Genomic DNA, 20,771 nt, shown 5'->3' with positions numbered 1-20,771 from the left:
GGATCCAGCCATTTTTCGATAACCACAAAGGATATAACAATGATCAGCACCCTCATTACCATCGCCGTCATTGCCGTTCTGGTGTTTTATATCATCGGCATCTACAACAAATTGGTAACGCTGAAAAACCGTTTCGAAAATGCCTTTTCCCAAATTGAAGTACAACTGAAACGCCGCTACGACCTGATTCCCAATCTGGTCGAAACGGCCAAGGGCTATATCAAGCATGAGCGCGAAACGCTGGAAGCCGTTATCAACGCACGCAACCAGGCATTAAATGGGCTCAAGGCTGCCTCAGCTAACCCGGGCAATCCCGCCGCTATTCACGAACTTGCCGGAGCTGAAAGCCTTCTGGGCAGCGCATTGGGACGCCTGAATGTCGTGATGGAAGCCTACCCAGACCTCAAGGCATCACAAAATATGATGCAGGTATCCGAAGAGCTGACCAGTACGGAAAACAAAGTTGCGTTCGCCCGCCAGGCCTTTAATGATGCCGTAACGGCTTACAATACCTATAAGCAAACCTTTCCCCCCGTCGTCTTTGCCGCAACCTTTGGCCATGCTCAAGATGCCAGCTTGCTGGAGTTCGCTGACAGTGCCGAAATCCAGGCCGCACCCAAAGTGCAGTTTTAAGCTACATACGCCAGCACAGATAACAGGAATGGCGTATGGATTTTTTTGAACAACAGGATCTCGCCAAGCGCAACACCCTGCGCTTGGTGTTGTTGCTGGTATCGGCCGTCATATCATTGATTGTCATTACCTGCGTCTTTCTTGCCTTCTTCTTTTATTACTTTGCGGGAAACAACCCGCTGCTTGTTGAACAGCGCTACAGCGATAGCCTGTTGCTTAACCTGTGGAACAGCCTGTCCGTCCAAACCATTCTTACCATTGCGATCGGCATTACGCTTGTCGTTATCCTCGGTGGCCTATTTAAGTATTCACAACTGCGCGGTGGCGGGCGAGCAGTGGCGGCTGCCATGGGGGGGCGCTTGATTTCCGGCCTTACACAAGACCCGGACGAGCGAAAAATCCTCAATGTGGTTGAGGAGATGGCGATCGCCTCTGGCACGGCAGTACCACCGGTTTACGTCATGGAAGAGGATGCCATCAACGCTTTTGCTGCCGGCTTCCACCCCCAGGATGCCGTGATCGGGATCACGCGCGGCTGTATACGCCAACTCACCCGCGATGAACTCCAGGGGGTAATCGCCCACGAGTTCAGCCATATTTTCCATGGTGATATGCGCCTGAACATGCGCCTCATCGCCACGCTGCACGGTATTTTACTCATAGGGTTGGTTGGCGAATTTCTACTGCGCCATGGCAGTCGCCGCCGGGTCAGGAGCAGTAAAGACTCCGGTAACGGTATTGTGGTGCTGGGGCTCGGCCTCTTTATTATCGGTTACACCGGAATCTTTTTTGGCAACCTGATCAAAGCCGCTGTAAGCCGCCAACGTGAATTCCTCGCTGATGCTTCAGCTGTCCAATTCACCCGCAATCCCGATGGTATTGCCGGTGCATTAAAAAAAATTGGCGGCGCCATTCGAGGGTCGCAATTGACGCGTGAAAATGCCGCTGAGTTTAGCCATATGTATTTCAGCCAGGGGATCAAATCCTTTACCAACCTGATGGCGACACACCCGCCCCTGGAAACACGCATTCGCCGCATCCAGCCCCGCTGGGATGGAAAATTTATTACGGCAGTTACTCCGCTGAAGCCAACAGCAAGCCAAACAGCAGGTTATACCGGATTTATTAACACCCCCAATGCGCAACAAACAGCCATGCTGGCTGCAGTAGATGCACAAATCCAGCAAATTGCACAACCGACCCAGGAACACATCGCCTACGCACGCCAGCAGCTCACCCAAATTCCGCAATATATAAAAGAAGCAACAGCAGACAGCTTTTCCGCGCGAGGTTTGGTGCTGGGGTTAATCATGGATCGCCATCACAGCATGCGCGACCAGCAATGGCAATTGCTTCGCCGGCTATGGAGCGAAGAGCATTTAAATACACTGAAGCCCATCGCCGATAAGGTAAAGGATCTGTCTCCGGCATTGCGCCTGCCGTTATTGGAGCTTTGCCTGCCAACCCTCAAACAACTTACCCAAACCCAACGCGACGATTTTTTGCAAGGACTGCAAATACTCATTCAGGCAGATAACAAAATCAGCCTGCTGGAATGGTCGCTCTACCGCATTGTGTTACACAACACAACCGAACATTCGCCGCAACGCCAACGCGACCTGCAGGATCTGAATAAGGAATGCCAACTGCTATTATCCATGCTGGCATATGCCGGAGCGCCGGAGCAATTACAGGCACAAGCCGCCTTTACACAGGCGGTAACCCATCTGGACATGGCGCCTATGCCCCTGCTGCCCAAATCCAGTGTACAACTGGCTGCATTGGATACCGCCCTGGAACAATTAAACCTGGTAAGGCCCCTGCAAAAACCCCGCCTGCTAAAAGCGATGGGAGAATGCGTATTACACGATCAGCGTGTTAGTGTCGACGAGGCAGAATTGTTTCGCGCCATTGCCGATAGCCTCGACTGCCCTGTTCCACCCTTTATACAAACCACTGGCCCCATGTAATCACAGTGCCAAACAGGTATAATGCCGCGCACTTTATCCCGCCAACCACAGATGAGGTACTCACCTTGCAACTGGATAACGCATCCCTTGAACAACTGCGCGAATGGGAAAGCCAACTCGCAACACAATACCAAGCCATTCTCGCCCAAAAGCTCAACCTGGATTTAACCCGCGGTAAACCTTCCGCCGAACAACTCAGCCTGTCCGATGCACTCGACGGCATACTCGCCGGTAACTACACCGCTGCCGATGGCACTGATACCCGCAACTACGGTGGACTCGATGGTCTGCCCGAAGCCAAGCAGCTGGGCGCCAATATCATGGACGTCGATGCCGGCAATGTTCTGGTTGGAGGCAACTCAAGCCTCACCCTGATGTTTCAGGTCATGCTTGCCGCCTATCAATTCGGTCTGAAGGATGCTGCCAGCGCCTGGAAGCATGAAGGTGAAGTCAAGTTTATTTGCCCGGTTCCCGGTTACGATCGCCACTACACAGTGTGCGAGCAACTGGGCATTAAAATGATCACTGTTCCCATGACATCTACCGGACCGGATATGGATGCTGTTGAAGCCCTGGTGAAGTCGGACACATCGATCAAAGGCATGTGGTGTGTTCCCAAATATTCCAACCCCACCGGTGTTGTATACAGTGATGAAACGGTTGAGCGCATCGCCAAACTGGGTTTGCTTGCCAGTGCTAACTTCCGTGTTTTCTGGGATAACGCCTACTCAGTCCACGACTTGATTGATAATGCCCCCAAACTTGCCAATATCCTGGAAGCCACCCGCCGCCATGGAACAGAAGACTCTGTAGTGCAGTTTGCCTCTACCTCCAAAATTACTCACGCGGGTTCCGGTGTTGCCTTTGTTGCCGCCAGCGCCGCCAACCTGGCAGGTATTAAAAAATTCCTTAACACCTGCACCATTGGCCCGGATAAAGTCAACCAAATCCGCCACACCCGCTTCCTTCCCAGCAAAGAAGCACTGACAGCGCATATGACCAAGCATGCAGCGCTGCTCAATCCGCGCTTTGAAGCCGTACTATCAGCACTGAGCAAGGCTTTTGACGGCACCGATCTGGGCGCATGGGAGAAACCGGTCGGAGGCTATTTTGTCTCATTCGACACACGCCGCGGATGTGCGAAAGAAACGGTTCGCCTTGCAGCAGAGGCCGGCGTCAAACTAACCCCTGCCGGCGCCACCTACCCTTATGGCAAAGACCCGGAAGACCGCAACATTCGTATCGCACCTTCCGTACCTACAGTGCCCGAAGTCATCGGCGCCATGGAAGTGTTTGTCACCTGCGTGAAACTGGCATCCGTTCGCAACGCTATTACCCAACAAGCCTGATCCGTATAGGTCATGTAAAAAGCCACCCAAGGGTGGCTTTTTTTATGCGTCGCAGACGCAATAATCGTAATGAATGCTTGTTCTAATAATTAATAACTAATTCCAAAACGCTAGGTTTACCTGTTCGAAAGCTTCCTATAATCCAAATGTACCTGAGGTACATAACACTTTTGAGATCAACCTCTAACGGATATAGGCAAACACTGTTAACCCTTTCTCTGCGCTTTTGCCACAGGAGATATTTGTATGGGTGTTGCTGCAACCTTAGAAAACTACCTAAAAGCAAAACAGGTCGATTTCACGCTGCTCGAACATGAATATTGTGAGGGTTCATACAACACAGCACGAGTCGCCCAAATTAATGATCTATGCCTCGCTAAGGCAGTCCTGCTGCGCGATGAGGATTTCCATTACACACTCTGTGTTCTACCCACCCGCAACAAAATACTACGCAAAACCCTGAATGAAATTCTCGATCGCCACCTGGAACTGGTAGATGAGGAAGAATTGACAGCCATCTTTAAAGATTGTGAGGAAGGTGCCGTACCAGCCCTTGGCGAGGCTTATGGCCTGGATGTCATTTGGGATGAGGATTTACTACAGGTAGAAGAGGTATATATAGAGGCAGGAGATCATCGCCACTTGATACGCCTGCGCCAAATCGATTTTGCGCAACTAATGCAGGACAAACTGCATGATCACTTCAGTGCCGACCGCGCCCGTCAAAGTAAGCTGCCCAAAAAATATATCCGCCAGGAGTACGAGCTTTAATCTGCCTTTACACAGGCATAAAAAAACCGCCTCTGGGGCGGTTTTTTTATGGAAGGAGGCGCTATTTTTTAGGCGGCACCAAAACCACAGGCGGGTTAGGGTTATTGCCAAACGCTTCACGTGCAGCATCTGCCACAGCCACATAGGTACCCGTATTAGTCTTGGAATCAACCTGAATAATCACTGAAGCCTTGGGCAACTCCGCACGCATACGCTCAATATTGGAGCGAACAGCACGTGTATCCACCCGACGCTCGCCCTCTTTCTCAAGCAACCAGATCTGATTATCCCCGGAGATACGAATCAGAATGTTCTGAGGGGCATCTGGTGGCGGTGGATTATCATTCGGTTCGGGGACATTGGGGTTAATGCCCGTCTCTTTCACAAAAGAAGCAGTCACAATGAAGAAAATCAACATGATAAACACCACGTCAAGCATGGGGGTCAAGTCAATTTCGCTACCTTCATCACCGGATTGGTGTTTCTTTCTACGGCTCACCCTAGGGTACTCCTCTTGTTATTCAGCGATTGTCTTAAGGGTAATACAAGGGCTGCGATTCTAACAGTTTTACAGCCATAAACACTATTTCTTTGGGTAGCGGATACGGAGATTTTACATCTTGTAGCGCCATACCGGGGCTGCAAATGACCACTTTTCAACCAGAGCAAGGCCGCAAATCAACAAATTGAGCCCCCTGTATCAGGTATTTGACTGATTTTTCCCTCACTTCCTCCCCCTTGGAACAGTGCCAACCTTCTGACAGCAACCGAACAATACAAGTTTCCTGCCTCCTTAATCTGCCTCATAGAAAGAGAGGTCCGGATTCGGGATACCCACTGTCACAAGTTCCGCTTTACCGGAAAGAATTACAAACAAGCACGTTTCTCTCCCCCATGCCTATTTTGGAAAGTCAAACATTACCAAGTGATCAGGTGTTTATTTACCACTACAACCTTTCGCCATCATACATAGCATTTCCTGCACAGCAGGGTTCTGATACGGGCCACGTCCTGACATACACCAGGAAATCAGATGGCTACATCAATCATCCTGCGAGCCAAAGATCATCTGACTTCAACGCGCACAGCTCCAGCTCATCTCCCATCAATAACTTGCCAAATTTTTATCAGTACAAATCCAACGGTAGGTTCACAAATCGATATTCATCACTCTTAATGTACGCATTTCTTACCAATCACCCATCTTGGTCTTCACAAACATACTGGCGAACACACCCAGTAGTACCAATACGCTATACACACTATACAAAAGGTAGAAATACGCCCAACCCAGACCAATGAAACATTTACGTCATGAAAAATAGCGCAGCAATCACCGATACAACGTAAAAAACCGTTCAACCCTGACAAACCGATTTCATGTGAATCACCTAATCCCTACGCCAGCTTGTATAAAACAACCCACAGAGAATTCACTTTCGGCACTTCAAGTGTTGTTCATTGAGGATTCGAGCCAAGCAAAACCAGCAACGCTGATTCCTGGTAAACCAACGGAATAGACATGCGCAAATCATTAAAAAAACGAACTGCCACGATTTTTGGCAAACTCCAAAAATGGAAATGGGATCACATGATGGAGAACTCAAAGGTTTTTACCCCATCAACAGCTCACATTTTTCATCACATTATCACCCTTGAAGACACCTCTGCGATGAGAGCGTGCAAACAAAAAATGGGGATTCATTTACGTGAAATTACCCTGACAGGACAAAATTTCTCTGTTTTTGACAAAAAAAACAAAAAAATTGCCGTTTTTATTGACAAATTGATGCAAAAAACTTGAATTTTTTTAATAAAGTTTTAATTTATACACGTTGGACTTTTAATCCATTAATCGACCTTTTCGACAACTATAAAGGAAGCACACCATGGCTGCACGTAAACAAACCGCTGTTAACTCTGTTGCAAGTTTGGAACAGCAATTAGCTCAACTGAAAACGCAACTGGTTAAAGCTCGTGACGCCCAAGCAGCTGATGCTGCTAAAGCTGTCGTTGGCTTGACCAAAGAGGCTTCAAAAGCTGCTGCTGCCCTGAAAGCGGCCCAAAGTAAGTTGGCTGCTGTTGCCAAAAAGAAAACTCCAGCTGCTGCCAAACAAGTCGCTGGTGCCAAAGCCACTGTTGCCGATGCCAAGAAAGCGGCTGACGCTGCCAAAGCCGCTGTAGCGACTGCCAAGAAAGAACTGGCTGCCATTAAAGCTGCTAACAAACAAGCTGTTGCTCACGAGAAAGCAGTTGCCAGAGCCCAGGCCGGTATCGCCAAGCGTCTGAAAGCGGCTGCCAAAAAAGCGGCTGTAAAACAAAAAGCAGCAGCTAAAAAAGCGGCTATCAAAGCTAAGTTAGCTGCCAAGAAAGCAGCTGCCAGAGCTAAATTGGCTGCCAAAAAAGCGGCGCTGAAAGCTCGTGTTGCAGCCAAGAAAGAAGCTGCCAAGAAAAAAGCAGCAGAGAAAAAAGCAGCGGCTAAAGCCAAGTTGATTGCCAAGAAAGTAGCAGCTAAAGCCAAGGCTACGGCCAAGAAAGCTACTACTGCCGTCAAGAAAGTAGTTGCCAAAAAACCAGCTGCGGCCAAGAAAGTAGTGGCTAAACCAGCAGCGGCTAAGAAAGTAACTGCCAAACCAGCGGCGAAAAAAGTAGTTGCCAAGAAGCCAGCGGGTACTGCACCAGCGAAACGCGGTCGCAAGCCAAAGGCTGCCGCTGCTCCAGTTGCTGCTTAATTAGAGCAGGTGTACAAACAAAAAAGGCACCTTACGGTGCCTTTTTTGTTGCCTGCCACATCAATAAAACCCTCGGCTGACTGTATTCTCAGGGAGCATCATACCCCAATACTGGACGCATCCTGCAGCACAATTTGGCCAAAAACATAAGCGTACAATGTCAAACGCTGCTCTTCACCAAGATCGACAAACTCAACCCCATAGCCGACATGATGCCTCTCATCATCCGGAGGCTCCACGAGTGAACGAATAATGCCGCTCAACTCTAGCGTACGCTCGATACCATTGATATTAACCAACGCCGTCAATTCAAGAAGCGTCCCTATCCCCCAGGCATCCCCCTCATGATGAACCGCATCTATTCGCGCCCCGGTAATGCTCATATCCGCAATACGAACCGTCAGAGGTAAAACATCAGGGATAGCCCTGCAAAACACATCTGCAATCAAATCTACAGATACACGTACCGCACTGCGAATACCTTTGAAACTGACATTTTCAGGGTAACTGATATGTAAAATGGGATAGGGGTCAGCCGTTTGAACCTCAACCTGACTTATAAATACCCCAATTCCATTGTCGATCATGAAGCGCAATACAATTTTTTGACCATTGCGAAAGCGGATAACCCGCCCCGCCGATTTGGGAACAGACACCAAAATGCTTCGGCCGGGCAGGCAACCAATTAACCGACAAGAGTAACGCTCTGGCTGACCAGCCAGATTCGTGGTCTGTAACTGTAAGGGGTAACCATAGGTCAGCTTTAATTCTTCGAACCTCATTACCGCTACCAGATCTGTTATTGATGATTATGGTGCAAGTGTAGCAGGCATGTGGAGACCAGCTGTATTTCCGCCTGCTAGATACTCTGGGAACTATTCGTATGGATCGATAAGGTTTGGTCTGCCTGCATCTGCTCTTCTGTCAAAGCGCCGAACTCCAGATTCCACTGTACCAACAGCTGAGCTAAGGCTCGTGACTGTTCATAGAGAGATAAGAGTTCATCCATCGTATCCTTAACACCTTGGTATAACTTGATTTGACGGTGTTTGTTCGCCAACGGATGTTGTAAATGCTGGGAGCGGTATACTTCCAGCTTCCAACGGAGGTTATGGGCCATATTGCGATAGTACGCCAGTTTGGTTTGTAACGTGACAGGCTTCACTGACTTTAGCGGACCAAAGACAGTGAAATCCAAAGCCAGTACCATAGATTCCCGTGTATTTTCGTCAGCAATGACTGTTGCCGTACGTGTGGCACCTACCAGCTGGGCGAGATCGCCGAACACCTCACCGGGAGTCACATAGTTAACCAAATCCCCCTTACCTGGCTGATCCACATACACCGCCAGGCGACCTTTCAACAAAAAGTACAGCCAGGCATCCACCTCCCCTTTTTGCAAGACGACCTCCCCCGGGCCATATACCGCTACTCGTGAAGCCTGTAACAGCAATTCAAACTGGCTTGGATCTACCTGCCTAATCGTCTTGAAAAAAGGGATACCTGCCAACAAATGCTCCAAAGTCTCCCTTGGTACTTTATGTATTGACTTAATATCCATCGATTCCCCGTTTATTTATGCTTCTTTGATATAGACAAATGTTTTGCCGTCATTTTGTGTTAGTGTGAATAATGACAATTGCCCTCCCTCCCATGGGGTACGCGTAGGGCGACTTTTTCTATATTATACTCACTGAGTTTACACAAGACTGCGATACAGAGCTTCTTCATCGCGAAAATGACAATAAACTACAAAATGAGAGTAGCTAGCCTATGAGTGGTATCCATAAGTTTAACTGTCTCCTGATTGCATCCATTCTCTTCCTATGTACAGCGGCACATTCGGCCCCGATGCTTAACGGTATAGCGGTTCATCAGGAACTTGGCCAGGAGGTATTTATTGGAGCTCTTTATTCTGAATCACTGAGCAACAATGCAGACTCCTTACTCAACAATAACCAACCCATGCGCATGGAGCTAAAGATAGTTGCTCCCGAGGGATTGACCACTCGCCGTTTCAGTCGTCTGTGGATTGAGGGGATGGCAATCAATAATCGTGCCGATGTGTTAACCGCACAAGCCGATAATATGGTTAAGTTCGACGGCCTGTTTAAAGGCCGCTTCATGACCAATGACCATGTCGTGTTCGACTCTATCCCAGGTAAAGGTGTCAATATTTCCGTCAACGGGGTACTGCTCGGAAATATTGCAGACAACCAGTTTTTCTCCGTCCTGTTAACGACCTGGATTGGACGAGTTCCGCTGTCTTCTGACTTCCGTGACAGCCTGCTAAAAGTAGGTAACATTGATGGAGCCCTCCGTAGTCGGTTTGACACCATCAAGCCCAATAGTGCCCGTATTGCTGAAATTCACAATTGGGCAACCCCAGTTGTAGCCGAGGTTAAATCTTCCTCCAGCAAGGCTGCATCCAGTGCACCACGTGAAGTCGCAGCTATTGAAAAACCCGAAGTTCCTGCATTAGCTGCAGCAGTCATTGAAAAACCCACAATTGAGCTTCCAGCGGTACCACCAGCCCCCGTCACACAAGTTACTACGGCTGCAGCATCAAGTGCCCCCGCCGTAGCGGCAGCAAAACCTGCACCAGCCCCCATTGCCAGTGATGATGAGGACGATGAGGATGAGGGGCCAGCCCTAACCGCACAAAGCCTATTGGCCAGACAATTCTACGTATCCGATATACTCAAGAAAGTATTCAGTAAAACACGCTATCCCAGCAGAGCCCTGGAGCGTGGTCAGGAAGGCAGCGTGCGCATAGCGGTTGTTATTGATCGCCAGGGTAATATCCTGAGCATGAATAGCCTGGATGAGAGCAGACACGAATTGCTAAACCGTGAAGCTCGCGAAGCCATCAAACGTTCGGCGCCCTTCCCGGAAATTCCCGCTGCCTTACCGGGGGCTCGTTTCGAGTTTACAGTTCCAATCCGCTTTACCCTACCCAAGCAGTAATTTCCCCCATAAAAAAAGCCACCTAATGGTGGCTTTTTTTATGGGCCGGCACCGTGTCAGCGCAAAGCGTGGAGACGCTGCTCAATCACCTTGCGAATTCCACCCAGCTCCAGCCTGGAAAGTTCTTCCAGTCGGTGAAGTTGCAATGCATGCAAATGTAAGCAGGGGGTTGAAGCATCCAGCTCACGAAGATCACCTTTCATAAGGACGGGCAGAAAAGGTCGCTCCGGTGGCCGCTGTTGACGAATAATCCCCAAGCCCATCTGTAAAGGTACCGTGCGATGCCTCACCGTACCACTGCGAAATGGGATTCGCAGCATCAGGCATGTCTTTCCCTTCACCGTTCCGGGCAATATTTCCATACCGGTAGGGACTACCGCCTCAGCAGGGATGCCATTAAAGGTATCGTGGGGCATGTATGGATTAGGGAGGATAACGAGTTTTCGATCCTCTTCTTTGGGGAAAAAGATATTGTAATTCGTGTAAAGCTGCCCGACAGTCCCCGAATAGACACACAGCTTGTTCTCAAACCCCAGTACATAGTCAACTGCGCGTTGTCGTTGCTGAAAGGTATCCAGTTCCCAGACCAAGTCCTTATTTTCGGATGATAGCGACACAGTTAGTTTCTCGCAGATGATGGGTGACCGGCTTCATACTGATGGAAATTGCCGGAAATTGATTATAGCTTAGCCATCTTTTTACGCACTAATCCCCATCTGTCGGTAAGTTCTGCACATCTTCCAGAACCTGCCTAAGCAGCCAAAGTCCATGTTGTGTAAAGAGATAACCACTGGGGGAATGCCCAATATATTCCTTCTCATCAATTTCCAGGCAGCGCCCCTGAATCATCGCTAATCCCGGGTGGTGACGAAAAGGCGACGCGAGAAAGATTGCCCAATCATTCTCACTCGCCTGCCCCACGAGTACAGCCTGCAACAGTCTGATAACGTCAGTTTTCTGCATCTGGTAGCGGGGTGTTTTAACAGTTAAAAGTACCCATACCACCAATAAAAAAATTGCCAGTGTAAAGACAAACACCAGCCACATAGCTTAGTGTTCTCGGGTTGCGCGAAACACCACATCAGGGTGGCGTTCCTGGGTAAGGGAAAGGTTAACCCTGGAGGGTGCCAGATAGGTCAAATGACCACCACCGTCCACGGCCAGGTTTTCAGCGCATTTACGCTTAAACTCCTCCAGCTTTTTAGAGTCGTCACACTCACACCAACGCGCGGTGGTAACACTGACGTTTTCATAGATGGCTTCAACCTTGTATTCATCTTTCAGGCGATAAGCAACTACTTCGAACTGCAGCACACCCACAGCACCAACAACGATGTCATTGTTATTCAGAGGAAAAAATACCTGGGTTGATCCCTCCTCCGACAGTTGCTGCAAGCCCTTTTGGAGTTGTTTCATTTTAAGGGGGTCCTTCAAACGAATACGGCGAAATAACTCGGGGGCGAAATGGGGAATCCCGGTAAACTTGAGATTTTCTCCTTGGGTAAAGGCATCGCCTATCTGGATAGTCCCATGATTATGTAAACCGATAATATCGCCCGCAATCGCCTCTTCAACAGCAGACCTGTCTCCCGCCATAAAGGTTACCGCATCCGCAATTTTGATATCTTTACCAAGGCGGACATGCTTCATTTTCATACCCTGCTCATAGCGACCGGAACAGACCCTCATAAATGCAATACGATCGCGGTGCTTGGGGTCCATATTGGCCTGGATCTTAAAGATGAAGCCACTAAATTGCTCCTCTGCCGGCTCAACCATGCGTTCATGGGTAGCCCGGGGACGCGGTGTTGGAGCCCATTCCACAAAACCATCCAGCATCTCACGCACACCAAAATTACCCAGTGCCGTTCCAAAAAATACCGGCGTCATACGTCCGGCAAGATACTCATCCAATTCAAATTGATGGGTTGCACCACGCACGAACTCGATCTGCTCCCGGTATTCACTGGCATAAACGCCCATCAATTGCGTTGCCTCATCACTTTCCAGCCCCTTGATCTGGATATCATCGGGAATCGTGTGCCCCATACCCTGTTGGTAAACGTGGATAGTATCAGTATAAAAGTTATAAACGCCCAAAAACTCTTTACCGCTTCCTAACGGCCAGTTAATCGGAGCGGCAACTATCTTAAGCACATTTTCAATTTCATCCAGCAACTCAACAGGATCCCGGCTCTCGCGATCCATTTTATTGATAAAAGACAAGATCGGTGTGTCACGCAGGCGACACACCTCCATCAACTTAATGGTGCGATCTTCAACCCCCTTCGCCCCATCAATCATCATTAATACAGAGTCCACTGCCGTTAACGTGCGATAGGTATCCTCCGAAAAGTCTTCGTGACCAGGAGTATCCAGCAAATTAACAACCCGATCTTTATAGGGAAATTGCATCACTGACGAGGTGACTGAAATACCGCGCTCCTGCTCCATGGTCATCCAGTCAGACTTGGCGTGAGGGCCGCGCTTACCTTTTACTGAGCCGGCAATTTGAATAGCGTTACCCCAGAGTAACAGCTTTTCAGTCATGGTTGTTTTACCCGCATCAGGGTGAGAGATGATGGCAAAGGTACGACGCTTTGCCAGCTCGTTATGCAGAGTACTCATAATGATTTAAATCCAAACGATCAATAAGCATAGGGTAAGCAAGAAGCTGCAAAAAACAGGGAGGGTATCCTGGCTAATGTTCACGTAAACTGATATCGACGCCAGCCATAGTAGATGGTAGTAAGCCCTTATGGATATACCGCTTAAGCCAGCACCAGGCCCAGGCCCCGAGGATCAGATTGGCAGCAGCTGTAGCAATAAATAATCCGTGGATACCCCAGAAATATTGGCCACACCATGCCAGTGGCAGGTAGATATAGAGCACACGTCCAGCGGATAACAGCATTGGGGGCCAGGGGCGCCCCATGCCATTAAAAGCCGCATTAACGGCCATGATCACCCCATAAGCACCATAACTTATAGGAACGATACATAGATAAGTCACCGTAATAGCCACCACCTCGGCATGTCCACCAAAAAAACCGGCAATATGCTGACCAAACAGCGCCAAAACAAATGCCACCACCAAGCCAAATCCCAGACAAAAAAGCGTCAAGACCTTCAAAGCCTCTTCAAGGCGCTCAACTTTTCCCGCCCCCAGGTTCTGCCCAAAGAAAGGGCCAACAACACCGGACAAGGCATAAAACACAATCAGAGCAAGCGGCTCGATACGCATGACAATTCCCAAGGCTGCAACAGCATCAGTCCCATAGGCAGCAACCATGGCAAGCACTATGGCGCTGGCAAAGGGAATAATGACGTTAGCCACCATGGCTGGAAACCCTACCTCTACGATGGCAGCCCACGAGTTGCGCAGCTTTATCCAGCCAGCGAATGGATTAACCAGCATTTGTACACGTACATGAAGAATATAAAGCGCGGTAACCAACATCAGTGCGCGAGTAATCAGAGTTGCCAAGGCCGCTCCTTGCAGTCCCAAAGCAGGAAAGCCGTAAAGCCCAAAAATTAACAGCGGATCAAGAATGACGTTCAGGAGCGCAGCGCCCCCCATCAGGTAACCCTGTACCTGGCTCATCCCCATGGCACGCAGTGCGGAAAGGCAGACCATAGGAACCATCAAGCAGGGAGCGCTGAAATACCAGATCGACATATAGGCACGTATGTGGGGAATCAATACATCACTCGCCCCCAACAAACGGAACAAGGGTTCCAGTGTCAACCATCCCAACAGGCAAACACTCACGGATATCAACAAGGTTAGACTCATCGCATCGGTCGCCAGGCGACGCGCTTTATCCGGGTCCCCCTCACCGATGGCTCGGGATACCGCCGAAGAAGTACCCGCCCCCAGGCCAATTGCCAAACTGGTGAGCACCAAAATCACCGGGAAGGTAAAACTGTATGCAGCCAGCTCTTCTCGCCCCAAATGGGCAATAAACAGAGCCTCTACCGCATTGAGCGACATGGTTGCCATCAACCCCCACACCAACGGCAGGGCCAGGCTTTTGAGCTGGGTAGATACCTTGCCCTCAATCAGGGTGGCCGGTAAGGCGTGAGTCATAACCGCTTGAATTTCGCAGAAAAGAAATGTGGAATCACCAAAAAGGCGCGCAGTATACACCAGTCTGCCTGCTAACTTTTTATACAAATACCCGCAAAGTTACCCATGCAGGTAAATTATGACCACCAACAAGCGTGCGACAATATGACGCGGCGCCGGATGTATCCATGTCACCATGGAACCAGGTCAACTTGGCTATAATCGAGCGACTATCAAACCCATGACAATTATGCTTAAGCACTCCTTTACCCTCGCAGCGCAATCCCAGCAATTAGCCTATTGGGTGATCATCCGCACCCTGATCCTCTGTTGTCTCATCGCAGCGGTGGCCCTTTGCGCCTGGGATAGCAGCGTGGAGCTACCTCTGCCGCAGATCACCATCTTGCTGGTATTTATGTGCCTGGTGAATCTGCTGACCTATTTCCGCCTGAACAATCCGTTACCAGTCACCTCGCTGGAATTTTTTATCCAACTCCTGATCGATTTGCTCTGCCTTAGCCTTGTGTTCTATTTGAGCGGCGGGGCCAACAATCCGTTTATTTCCTACTTCCTGGTCCCGATTTGCGTCTCTGCTGCCACCCTGAGTGGACGCTATACACTTATCATCGCCGGTATCTCACTAATTAGTTATTCACTACTACTTTTCTTCCACATTCCCTTACCTATAGTTTCCCCTGATCACCATCATTCAGGTAGCACCTGGAATTTACATGTACTGGGAATGTGGTTGAATTTTTTTATCAGTGCCGGTCTCATCACAATTTTTGTGGTGAAAATGGCCAGGGATTTACGTGCACAGGAGATACAACTTAATCGGATGCGAGAAGACGAACTGCGGGATGAGCAGGTCATGGCAGTGGCAACACTTGCGGCAGGAACCGCCCATGAATTAGGGACACCACTCTCTACCATGAAACTGCTGCTAAATGAGATGCGTCGCGACTATCCCGATCACACGGCATTACAAGATGACCTGCAACTCCTGCAACAACAAGTAACCCAGTGTGCTGCCACATTACGGAATCTGGTACATACCGCAGAACAAAGCAAGGATGGCCAATTTCAACAAGTCGCGCTGCAATCCTTCTGTGAAGGCGTTATCCAACGCTGGCAAATCATGCGTCCGGATGCCACATTTACCCTGGAGATTGAACAAGACCTACCTTCTGTGTACCAAGCCTTTCATCCCAGTGTGGCCCAAGCCCTCATCAACCTGTTAAACAATGCAGCCAATGCCAACCCAAACAATATCAACATTTATATTCGCTGGAATAAAGTACAGCTGGAATGGCGCATTGAAGATGAAGGAGCAGGGATTAGTGAAGACTTATCCCAACAACTGGGCAAGTCATTTATTCACAGTACTCAGGGCCTTGGTATAGGATTTTATATCACCCAGGCAACCATCAACCGCTATGGTGGCAAAGTAAGTTTGCACAAGCGCGCGCCCACAGGAACTGTCACCCAGGTAATACTGCCATTAAGTTCAGAAGCCACTGCCGTGCAGGATAAACACCATGACTAACCTATCTACCACAAGCCAGCAAAATGTTATCGACTTTCTGGTTGTTGATGATGACCAGGCATTCATACAAGTGCTGGATCGTGTGCTAACAAAACGGGGATACACCACAGGTACCGCCCAGGATGCACACACGGCATTACAACTAGCGCGGCAATACCACTATCATCAAGCGATTGTGGACCTTAAGCTGGGTAGCGATTCAGGATTACAGCTGATCCGCGAACTAAAGCTCTGCCAACCTCATATGGAAATTGTCATACTCACCGGGTACTCCAGCATTTCTACAGCGGTAGAGGCCATTAAGTCCGGAGCCACCAATTATTTATGCAAGCCGGCAGATGCCGATGAAATCCTGGCGGCATTCAAACAATCAAACCCACAAGTGATACAAGATATCACTGGATACACACCTTTGTCCGTAGAGCGCTTGGAATGGGAGCATATTCAAAAAATACTACAGGATCATCAAGGCAATATCTCTGCTACTGCTCGAGCATTAGGCATGCACAGACGCACCCTGCAACGCAAATTACAAAAGCGTCCCGTCAAACACTAGGACTACAACTGCATTGCCATTAATAAGGCATCTTCGTGGCCGTTTAATGTCGGATAATAATTTTTGCGTTGGCCGACTTCAAAAAAACCCTCTTTCGCATACAAATCGATAGCCTTGTGGTTGGAAACACGCACCTCCAGAAATAACATATCAGCTTTATCTCTGACACAATCCAGCGCATGATGTAGCAAACAGCGCCCAATACCTTTACGTTGAAATGCCGGAGATACCGAAATATTTAATAACTCCGCGTCTCCACCTCCATGAGTAATCACCACTAACCCTACGAGGTTTTCCTTGTACTCCGCTAACCAACACTTTTGTCGACCAGTCAGGCAATCTTCAAAACTCGATTGTCGCCAGGGATGGGAATGAGCACTGCGCTCAAGCTGCATTACAGCCGGGATATCCACTTCAGTAAGAAGGCGTAAACTTAAATCCATACCTGAATAGGTAGTAATAGAAAGAGGGAATTTTATACTCATAACACCAAGACTAACGAATCGCAGCCCAGAGCGATGCCTTTAAAAGAGGCTGCTGCAACAATTGGTTTAAGCCGGGCAAATAAACCCCTGCCAATCCACCTAACGCTAAAGGTAGTGAGCGAAAACGAAACTCATCAATATTTATATTCTCCGCAGCAAAATAGCGCACGGCATTCTCTCCCATCAACCACAAGCGGGTAATCGGTCTCAATTCATGTTCCACCGCTAACCAGGTTTGTAGTTCTACACGGGCATCATCCAGAGTTTGCGATACAAAACGGTTTTCCACCATAGGCCAACGCAAGACCTCTTCACTCAAGCCGCCACTCCAATCTGGCCCCAAATAAACACGCAAAAGGTTGCTTAATAACAGTTCCGTTGGTAATGCCAAGGACGCATCACGGGTATCTATGACTAAAAAACCAGGGGTAGGACGCCACAAACTTAATGAAAAAGGCTGAACAACAGGCTCTTTAGATCGCTCAGGCTGGACAGGCGTGGAAGAGACAACAGGCTTCTTCGGGGCAGCCACATCCTCCAATAAACTGGATATCTTCACAGGTGATACTGAAGGCAAAGCAGCAGGCTCTTTACTGAAGAAAGCACTACCGTCTCTTCCCACTTCGCTCTCTACAGCAGAATCTGATGACAAAAAGCCTTCACTGACGATGTGATTAACATTAACGTCTGACCAGTCACATGCAACAGGAGGTGGAGCCTTGGGCAAACACCAGCGCGGCATATAGTTCTCAATACCTAGAGAAGAAAGATATGCCTGTCGCTGAAGCTCGTTCATTGGAATAATCAGTAATGGCCAAAAGATATTGTAATTTTACCAGGATCACAAAAAATTGAACGGATTATAAACGAAAGAGGGGACAAAGCGTGAGCCAGCGCTAATTACTATGGGGCCCAGGAAATAAAGAGCCCAAAATAAAAACCCCCTGGGCGGCTGCCACAGGGGGTTTCAGTATTAGGCGCTTGACGATGACCTACTCTCACATGGGGAGACCCCACACTACCATCGGCGCTAAGTCGTTTCACTTCTGAGTTCGGGATGGGATCAGGTGGTTCCAACTCGCTATGGTCGTCAAGCAATTCGGTTTGAGCATTCTGGTCCTACGCCGCTACTCGGCTGCCAGGTTGACTCATAAAGGGTGGTGATTGGTAAAGTGTGCTGGGATGTATTGTGTATCTACATGAAGTCCGGTGATGCAGTGAGTGTTGTTTACTCACCGACGAACCAACAATCGATTCTGTTATATGGTCAAGCCGCACGAGCAATTAGTATTGGTTAGCTCAACGCCTCGCAGCGCTTCCACACCCAACCTATCAACGTCGTAGTCTTCAACGGCTCTTCAGGGGGCTCAAGGCCCCAGGGAGATCTCATCTTGAAGGAGGCTTCCCGCTTAGATGCTTTCAGCGGTTATCCCGTCCGCACATAGCTACCGGGCAGTGCCGTTGGCACGACAACCCGAACACCAGAGGTGCGTTCATTCCGGTCCTCTCGTACTAGGAACAACTCTTCTCAAATCTCCAACGCCCACGGCAGATAGGGACCGAACTGTCTCACGACGTTCTAAACCCAGCTCGCGTACCACTTTAAATGGCGAACAGCCATACCCTTGGGACCGGCTTCAGCCCCAGGATGTGATGAGCCGACATCGAGGTGCCAAACACCGCCGTCGATGTGAACTCTTGGGCGGTATCAGCCTGTTATCCCCGGAGTACCTTTTATCCGTTGAGCGATGGCCCTTCCATACAGAACCACCGGATCACTAAGACCTACTTTCGTACCTGCTCGACATGTCTGTCTCGCAGTCAAGCGTGCTTTTGCCTTTACACTAACCTCATGATTTCCGACCATGATTAGCACACCTTCGTGCTCCTCCGTTACTCTTTGGGAGGAGACCGCCCCAGTCAAACTGCCCACCATACACTGTCCGCAACCCGGATCACGGGTCGACGTTAGAACCTCAAACATACCAGGGTGGTATTTCAAGGACGGCTCCATGAAGACTAGCGTCTTCACTTCAAAGCCTCCCACCTATCCTACACAGATAGGTTCAAAGTTCAGTGCAAAGCTACAGTAAAGGTTCACGGGGTCTTTCCGTCTAGCCGCGGGAACACGGCATCTTAACCGCGATTTCAATTTCACTGAGTCTCGGGTGGAGACAGCGCCGCCATCATTACGCCATTCGTGCAGGTCGGAACTTACCCGACAAGGAATTTCGCTACCTTAGGACCGTTATAGTTACGGCCGCCGTTTACCGGGGCTTCGATCAAGAGCTTCGCTTGCGCTAACCCCATCAATTAACCTTCCGGCACCGGGCAGGCGTCACACCCTATACGTCCACTTACGTGTTTGCAGAGTGCTGTGTTTTTAATAAACAGTTGCAGCGGCCTGGTATCTTCGACCGGCCAGAGCTTCGGAGGCAAACTCCTACACCCCAACCGGCGCACCTTCTCCCGAAGTTACGGTGCCATTTTGCCTAGTTCCTTCACCCGAGTTCTCTCAAGCGCCTTGGTATTCTCTACCTGACCACCTGTGTCGGTTTCGAGTACGGTCTCTTTTTACCTGAAGCTTAGAGGCTTTTCTTGGAAGCAGGGCATCAACCACTTCGTTCTCCGAAGAGAACTCGTCATCAGTTCTCGGCCTTAAGATCCCGGATTTGCCTAAGATCTCAGCCTACCACCTTAAACACGGACTACCAACGCCGTGCTGGCCTAGCCTTCTCCGTCCCCCCATCGCAGTAAAAAGAGGTACAGGAATATTAACCTGTTTCCCATCGACTACGCGTTTCCGCCTCGCCTTAGGGGCCGACTAACCCTGTCCCGATTAGCGTTGGACAGGAACCCTTGGTCTTCCGGCGAGGGGGTTTTTCACCCCCTTTATCGTTACTCATGTCAGCATTCGCACTTCTGATACCTCCAGCATGCTTCTCAACACACCTTCAACGGCTTACAGAACGCTCCCCTACCCCACATCCAAAGGATGCAGCCGCAGCTTCGGTTGCTAGTTTTAGCCCCGTTACATCTTCCGCGCAGGCCGACTCGACTAGTGAGCTATTACGCTTTCTTTAAAGGATGGCTGCTTCTAAGCCAACCTCCTAGCTGTCTGAGCCTTCCCACATCGTTTACCACTTAACTAACATTGGGGACCTTAGCTGGCGGTCTGGGTTGTTGCCCTCTTGACAACGGACGTTAGCACCCGCTGTCTGTCTGCCATGATTGCACTCCTCGGTATTCGTAGTTTGCATGGGTTTGGTAAGTCGGGATGACCCCCTAGCCCAAACAGTGCTCTACCCCCGAGGGTGAGACATGACGCGCTACCTAAATAGCTTTCGGGGAGAACCAGATATCTCCCGGCTTGATTAGCCTTTCACCCCTAACCACAGGTCATCCCCGTCTTTTTCAACAGACGTGGGTTCGGTCCTCCAGTAAGTGTTACCTCACCTTCAACCTGCCCATGGCTAGATCGCCGGGTTTCGGGTCTATTGCTAGCGACTGAACGCCCTATTAAGACTCGCTTTCGCTACGGCTCCCCTACTCGGTTAACCTTGCCACTAACAATAAGTCGCTGACCCATTATACAAAAGGTACGCCGTCACCCCACGAAGGGGCTCCGACTGCTTGTACGCACACGGTTTCAGGATCTATTTCACTCCCCTCACAGGGGTTCTTTTCGCCTTT

Annotated in this window: 18 protein-coding genes and 2 rRNA genes (1 of these 20 only partly in view); 9 read left to right on the top strand and 11 right to left on the bottom strand. The window is 49.5% G+C overall.

The window, feature by feature from the left end:
* Positions 1-39 precede the first annotated feature (39 nt).
* The 4 genes from CJA_RS04540 (at position 40) to CJA_RS04525 (ending at position 4,723) form a co-directional block, all read left to right on the top strand.
* A complete protein-coding gene (locus CJA_RS04540; protein ID WP_012486571.1) occupies positions 40-633 on the top strand; it encodes a LemA family protein in 594 nt (197 codons plus the stop codon).
* Between the two features lie 35 nt (positions 634-668).
* Positions 669-2,603 (top strand): M48 family metallopeptidase, encoded by a 1,935-nt coding sequence (locus tag CJA_RS04535; RefSeq protein WP_012486570.1) that lies wholly within the window; start codon positions 669-671, stop codon positions 2,601-2,603.
* Positions 2,604-2,668: 65 nt separating this feature from the next.
* Positions 2,669-3,952: an aspartate aminotransferase type Ic gene (locus CJA_RS04530; protein ID WP_012486569.1), complete on the top strand. Its 1,284-nt coding sequence runs from the start codon at positions 2,669-2,671 to the stop codon at positions 3,950-3,952.
* Between the two features lie 246 nt (positions 3,953-4,198).
* Complete coding sequence (locus CJA_RS04525; protein WP_012486568.1) at positions 4,199-4,723, top strand: aminoacyl-tRNA deacylase; 525 nt, start codon at positions 4,199-4,201, stop codon at positions 4,721-4,723.
* A 61-nt stretch (positions 4,724-4,784) separates the two neighbouring features.
* On the opposite strand, the gene CJA_RS04520 is transcribed toward CJA_RS04525, so the two are convergent.
* The gene (locus CJA_RS04520) at positions 4,785-5,222 is read right to left on the bottom strand and encodes an ExbD/TolR family protein (RefSeq protein ID WP_012486567.1); all 438 of its coding nucleotides are present in this window, start codon (positions 5,220-5,222) and stop codon (positions 4,785-4,787) included.
* A 1,023-nt stretch (positions 5,223-6,245) separates the two neighbouring features.
* Between CJA_RS04520 and CJA_RS04515 the strand changes: the two genes are divergently transcribed.
* Positions 6,246-6,527, top strand: a complete 282-nt coding sequence (locus CJA_RS04515; protein ID WP_041551082.1) for a hypothetical protein — start codon at positions 6,246-6,248, stop codon at positions 6,525-6,527.
* 85 nt (positions 6,528-6,612) lie between these two features.
* On the top strand, positions 6,613-7,455 hold the full coding sequence (locus CJA_RS04510) for a hypothetical protein (protein ID WP_012486564.1): 843 nt from the start codon (positions 6,613-6,615) through the stop codon (positions 7,453-7,455).
* Between the two features lie 98 nt (positions 7,456-7,553).
* On the opposite strand, the gene CJA_RS04505 is transcribed toward CJA_RS04510, so the two are convergent.
* Positions 7,554-8,237, bottom strand: coding sequence for a flagellar brake protein (locus CJA_RS04505; protein WP_012486563.1), 684 nt, complete (start codon positions 8,235-8,237; stop codon positions 7,554-7,556).
* 77 nt (positions 8,238-8,314) lie between these two features.
* The gene (locus tag CJA_RS04500; protein ID WP_012486562.1) at positions 8,315-9,016 is read right to left on the bottom strand and encodes a cyclic nucleotide-binding domain-containing protein; all 702 of its coding nucleotides are present in this window, start codon (positions 9,014-9,016) and stop codon (positions 8,315-8,317) included.
* Positions 9,017-9,228: 212 nt separating this feature from the next.
* On the opposite strand from CJA_RS04500, the gene CJA_RS04495 reads away from it, so the two are divergent.
* Positions 9,229-10,422 carry a TonB family protein gene (locus CJA_RS04495; protein ID WP_012486561.1) on the top strand — a complete coding sequence of 398 codons (1,194 nt, stop codon included), beginning with the start codon at positions 9,229-9,231 and terminating at the stop codon, positions 10,420-10,422.
* Between the two features lie 56 nt (positions 10,423-10,478).
* On the opposite strand, the gene CJA_RS04490 is transcribed toward CJA_RS04495, so the two are convergent.
* The 4 genes from CJA_RS04490 to CJA_RS04475 all read right to left on the bottom strand — a co-directional run bounded on the left by CJA_RS04490 (position 10,479) and on the right by CJA_RS04475 (position 14,512).
* Positions 10,479-11,039 (bottom strand): hypothetical protein, encoded by a 561-nt coding sequence (locus tag CJA_RS04490; RefSeq protein WP_012486560.1) that lies wholly within the window; start codon positions 11,037-11,039, stop codon positions 10,479-10,481.
* Between the two features lie 88 nt (positions 11,040-11,127).
* A complete protein-coding gene (locus CJA_RS04485; RefSeq protein WP_012486559.1) occupies positions 11,128-11,469 on the bottom strand; it encodes a hypothetical protein in 342 nt (113 codons plus the stop codon).
* 3 nt (positions 11,470-11,472) lie between these two features.
* Positions 11,473-13,050, bottom strand: coding sequence for a peptide chain release factor 3 (locus CJA_RS04480; RefSeq protein ID WP_012486558.1), 1,578 nt, complete (start codon positions 13,048-13,050; stop codon positions 11,473-11,475).
* 73 nt (positions 13,051-13,123) lie between these two features.
* Positions 13,124-14,512 (bottom strand): MATE family efflux transporter, encoded by a 1,389-nt coding sequence (locus CJA_RS04475; protein WP_049765503.1) that lies wholly within the window; start codon positions 14,510-14,512, stop codon positions 13,124-13,126.
* A 220-nt stretch (positions 14,513-14,732) separates the two neighbouring features.
* On the opposite strand from CJA_RS04475, the gene CJA_RS04470 reads away from it, so the two are divergent.
* Both CJA_RS04470 and CJA_RS04465 read left to right on the top strand, forming a co-directional pair.
* Positions 14,733-16,037: an ATP-binding protein gene (locus tag CJA_RS04470; RefSeq protein WP_041551994.1), complete on the top strand. Its 1,305-nt coding sequence runs from the start codon at positions 14,733-14,735 to the stop codon at positions 16,035-16,037.
* Positions 16,030-16,593 carry a response regulator transcription factor gene (locus CJA_RS04465; RefSeq protein ID WP_012486555.1) on the top strand — a complete coding sequence of 188 codons (564 nt, stop codon included), beginning with the start codon at positions 16,030-16,032 and terminating at the stop codon, positions 16,591-16,593. The genes CJA_RS04470 and CJA_RS04465 overlap by 8 nt, the downstream gene beginning before the upstream one ends.
* Before the next feature lie 2 nt (positions 16,594-16,595).
* Here the strand turns inward: CJA_RS04465 and rimI are convergent, their stop codons facing one another.
* The 4 genes from rimI to CJA_RS04445 all read right to left on the bottom strand — a co-directional run.
* Complete coding sequence (rimI, locus tag CJA_RS04460; RefSeq protein WP_012486554.1) at positions 16,596-17,078, bottom strand: ribosomal protein S18-alanine N-acetyltransferase; 483 nt, start codon at positions 17,076-17,078, stop codon at positions 16,596-16,598.
* Positions 17,079-17,088: 10 nt separating this feature from the next.
* Positions 17,089-17,874 (bottom strand): hypothetical protein, encoded by a 786-nt coding sequence (locus tag CJA_RS04455; RefSeq protein WP_012486553.1) that lies wholly within the window; start codon positions 17,872-17,874, stop codon positions 17,089-17,091.
* 183 nt (positions 17,875-18,057) lie between these two features.
* Positions 18,058-18,173, bottom strand: a 5S ribosomal RNA gene (rrf, locus tag CJA_RS04450).
* A 168-nt stretch (positions 18,174-18,341) separates the two neighbouring features.
* Positions 18,342-20,771, bottom strand: a 23S ribosomal RNA gene (locus tag CJA_RS04445) (it continues 460 nt past the right edge of the window).

This window comes from Cellvibrio japonicus Ueda107, from assembly GCF_000019225.1.
Classification (GTDB): domain Bacteria; phylum Pseudomonadota; class Gammaproteobacteria; order Pseudomonadales; family Cellvibrionaceae; genus Cellvibrio; species Cellvibrio japonicus.
This window is presented reverse-complemented; position numbering and strand designations above follow the sequence as displayed.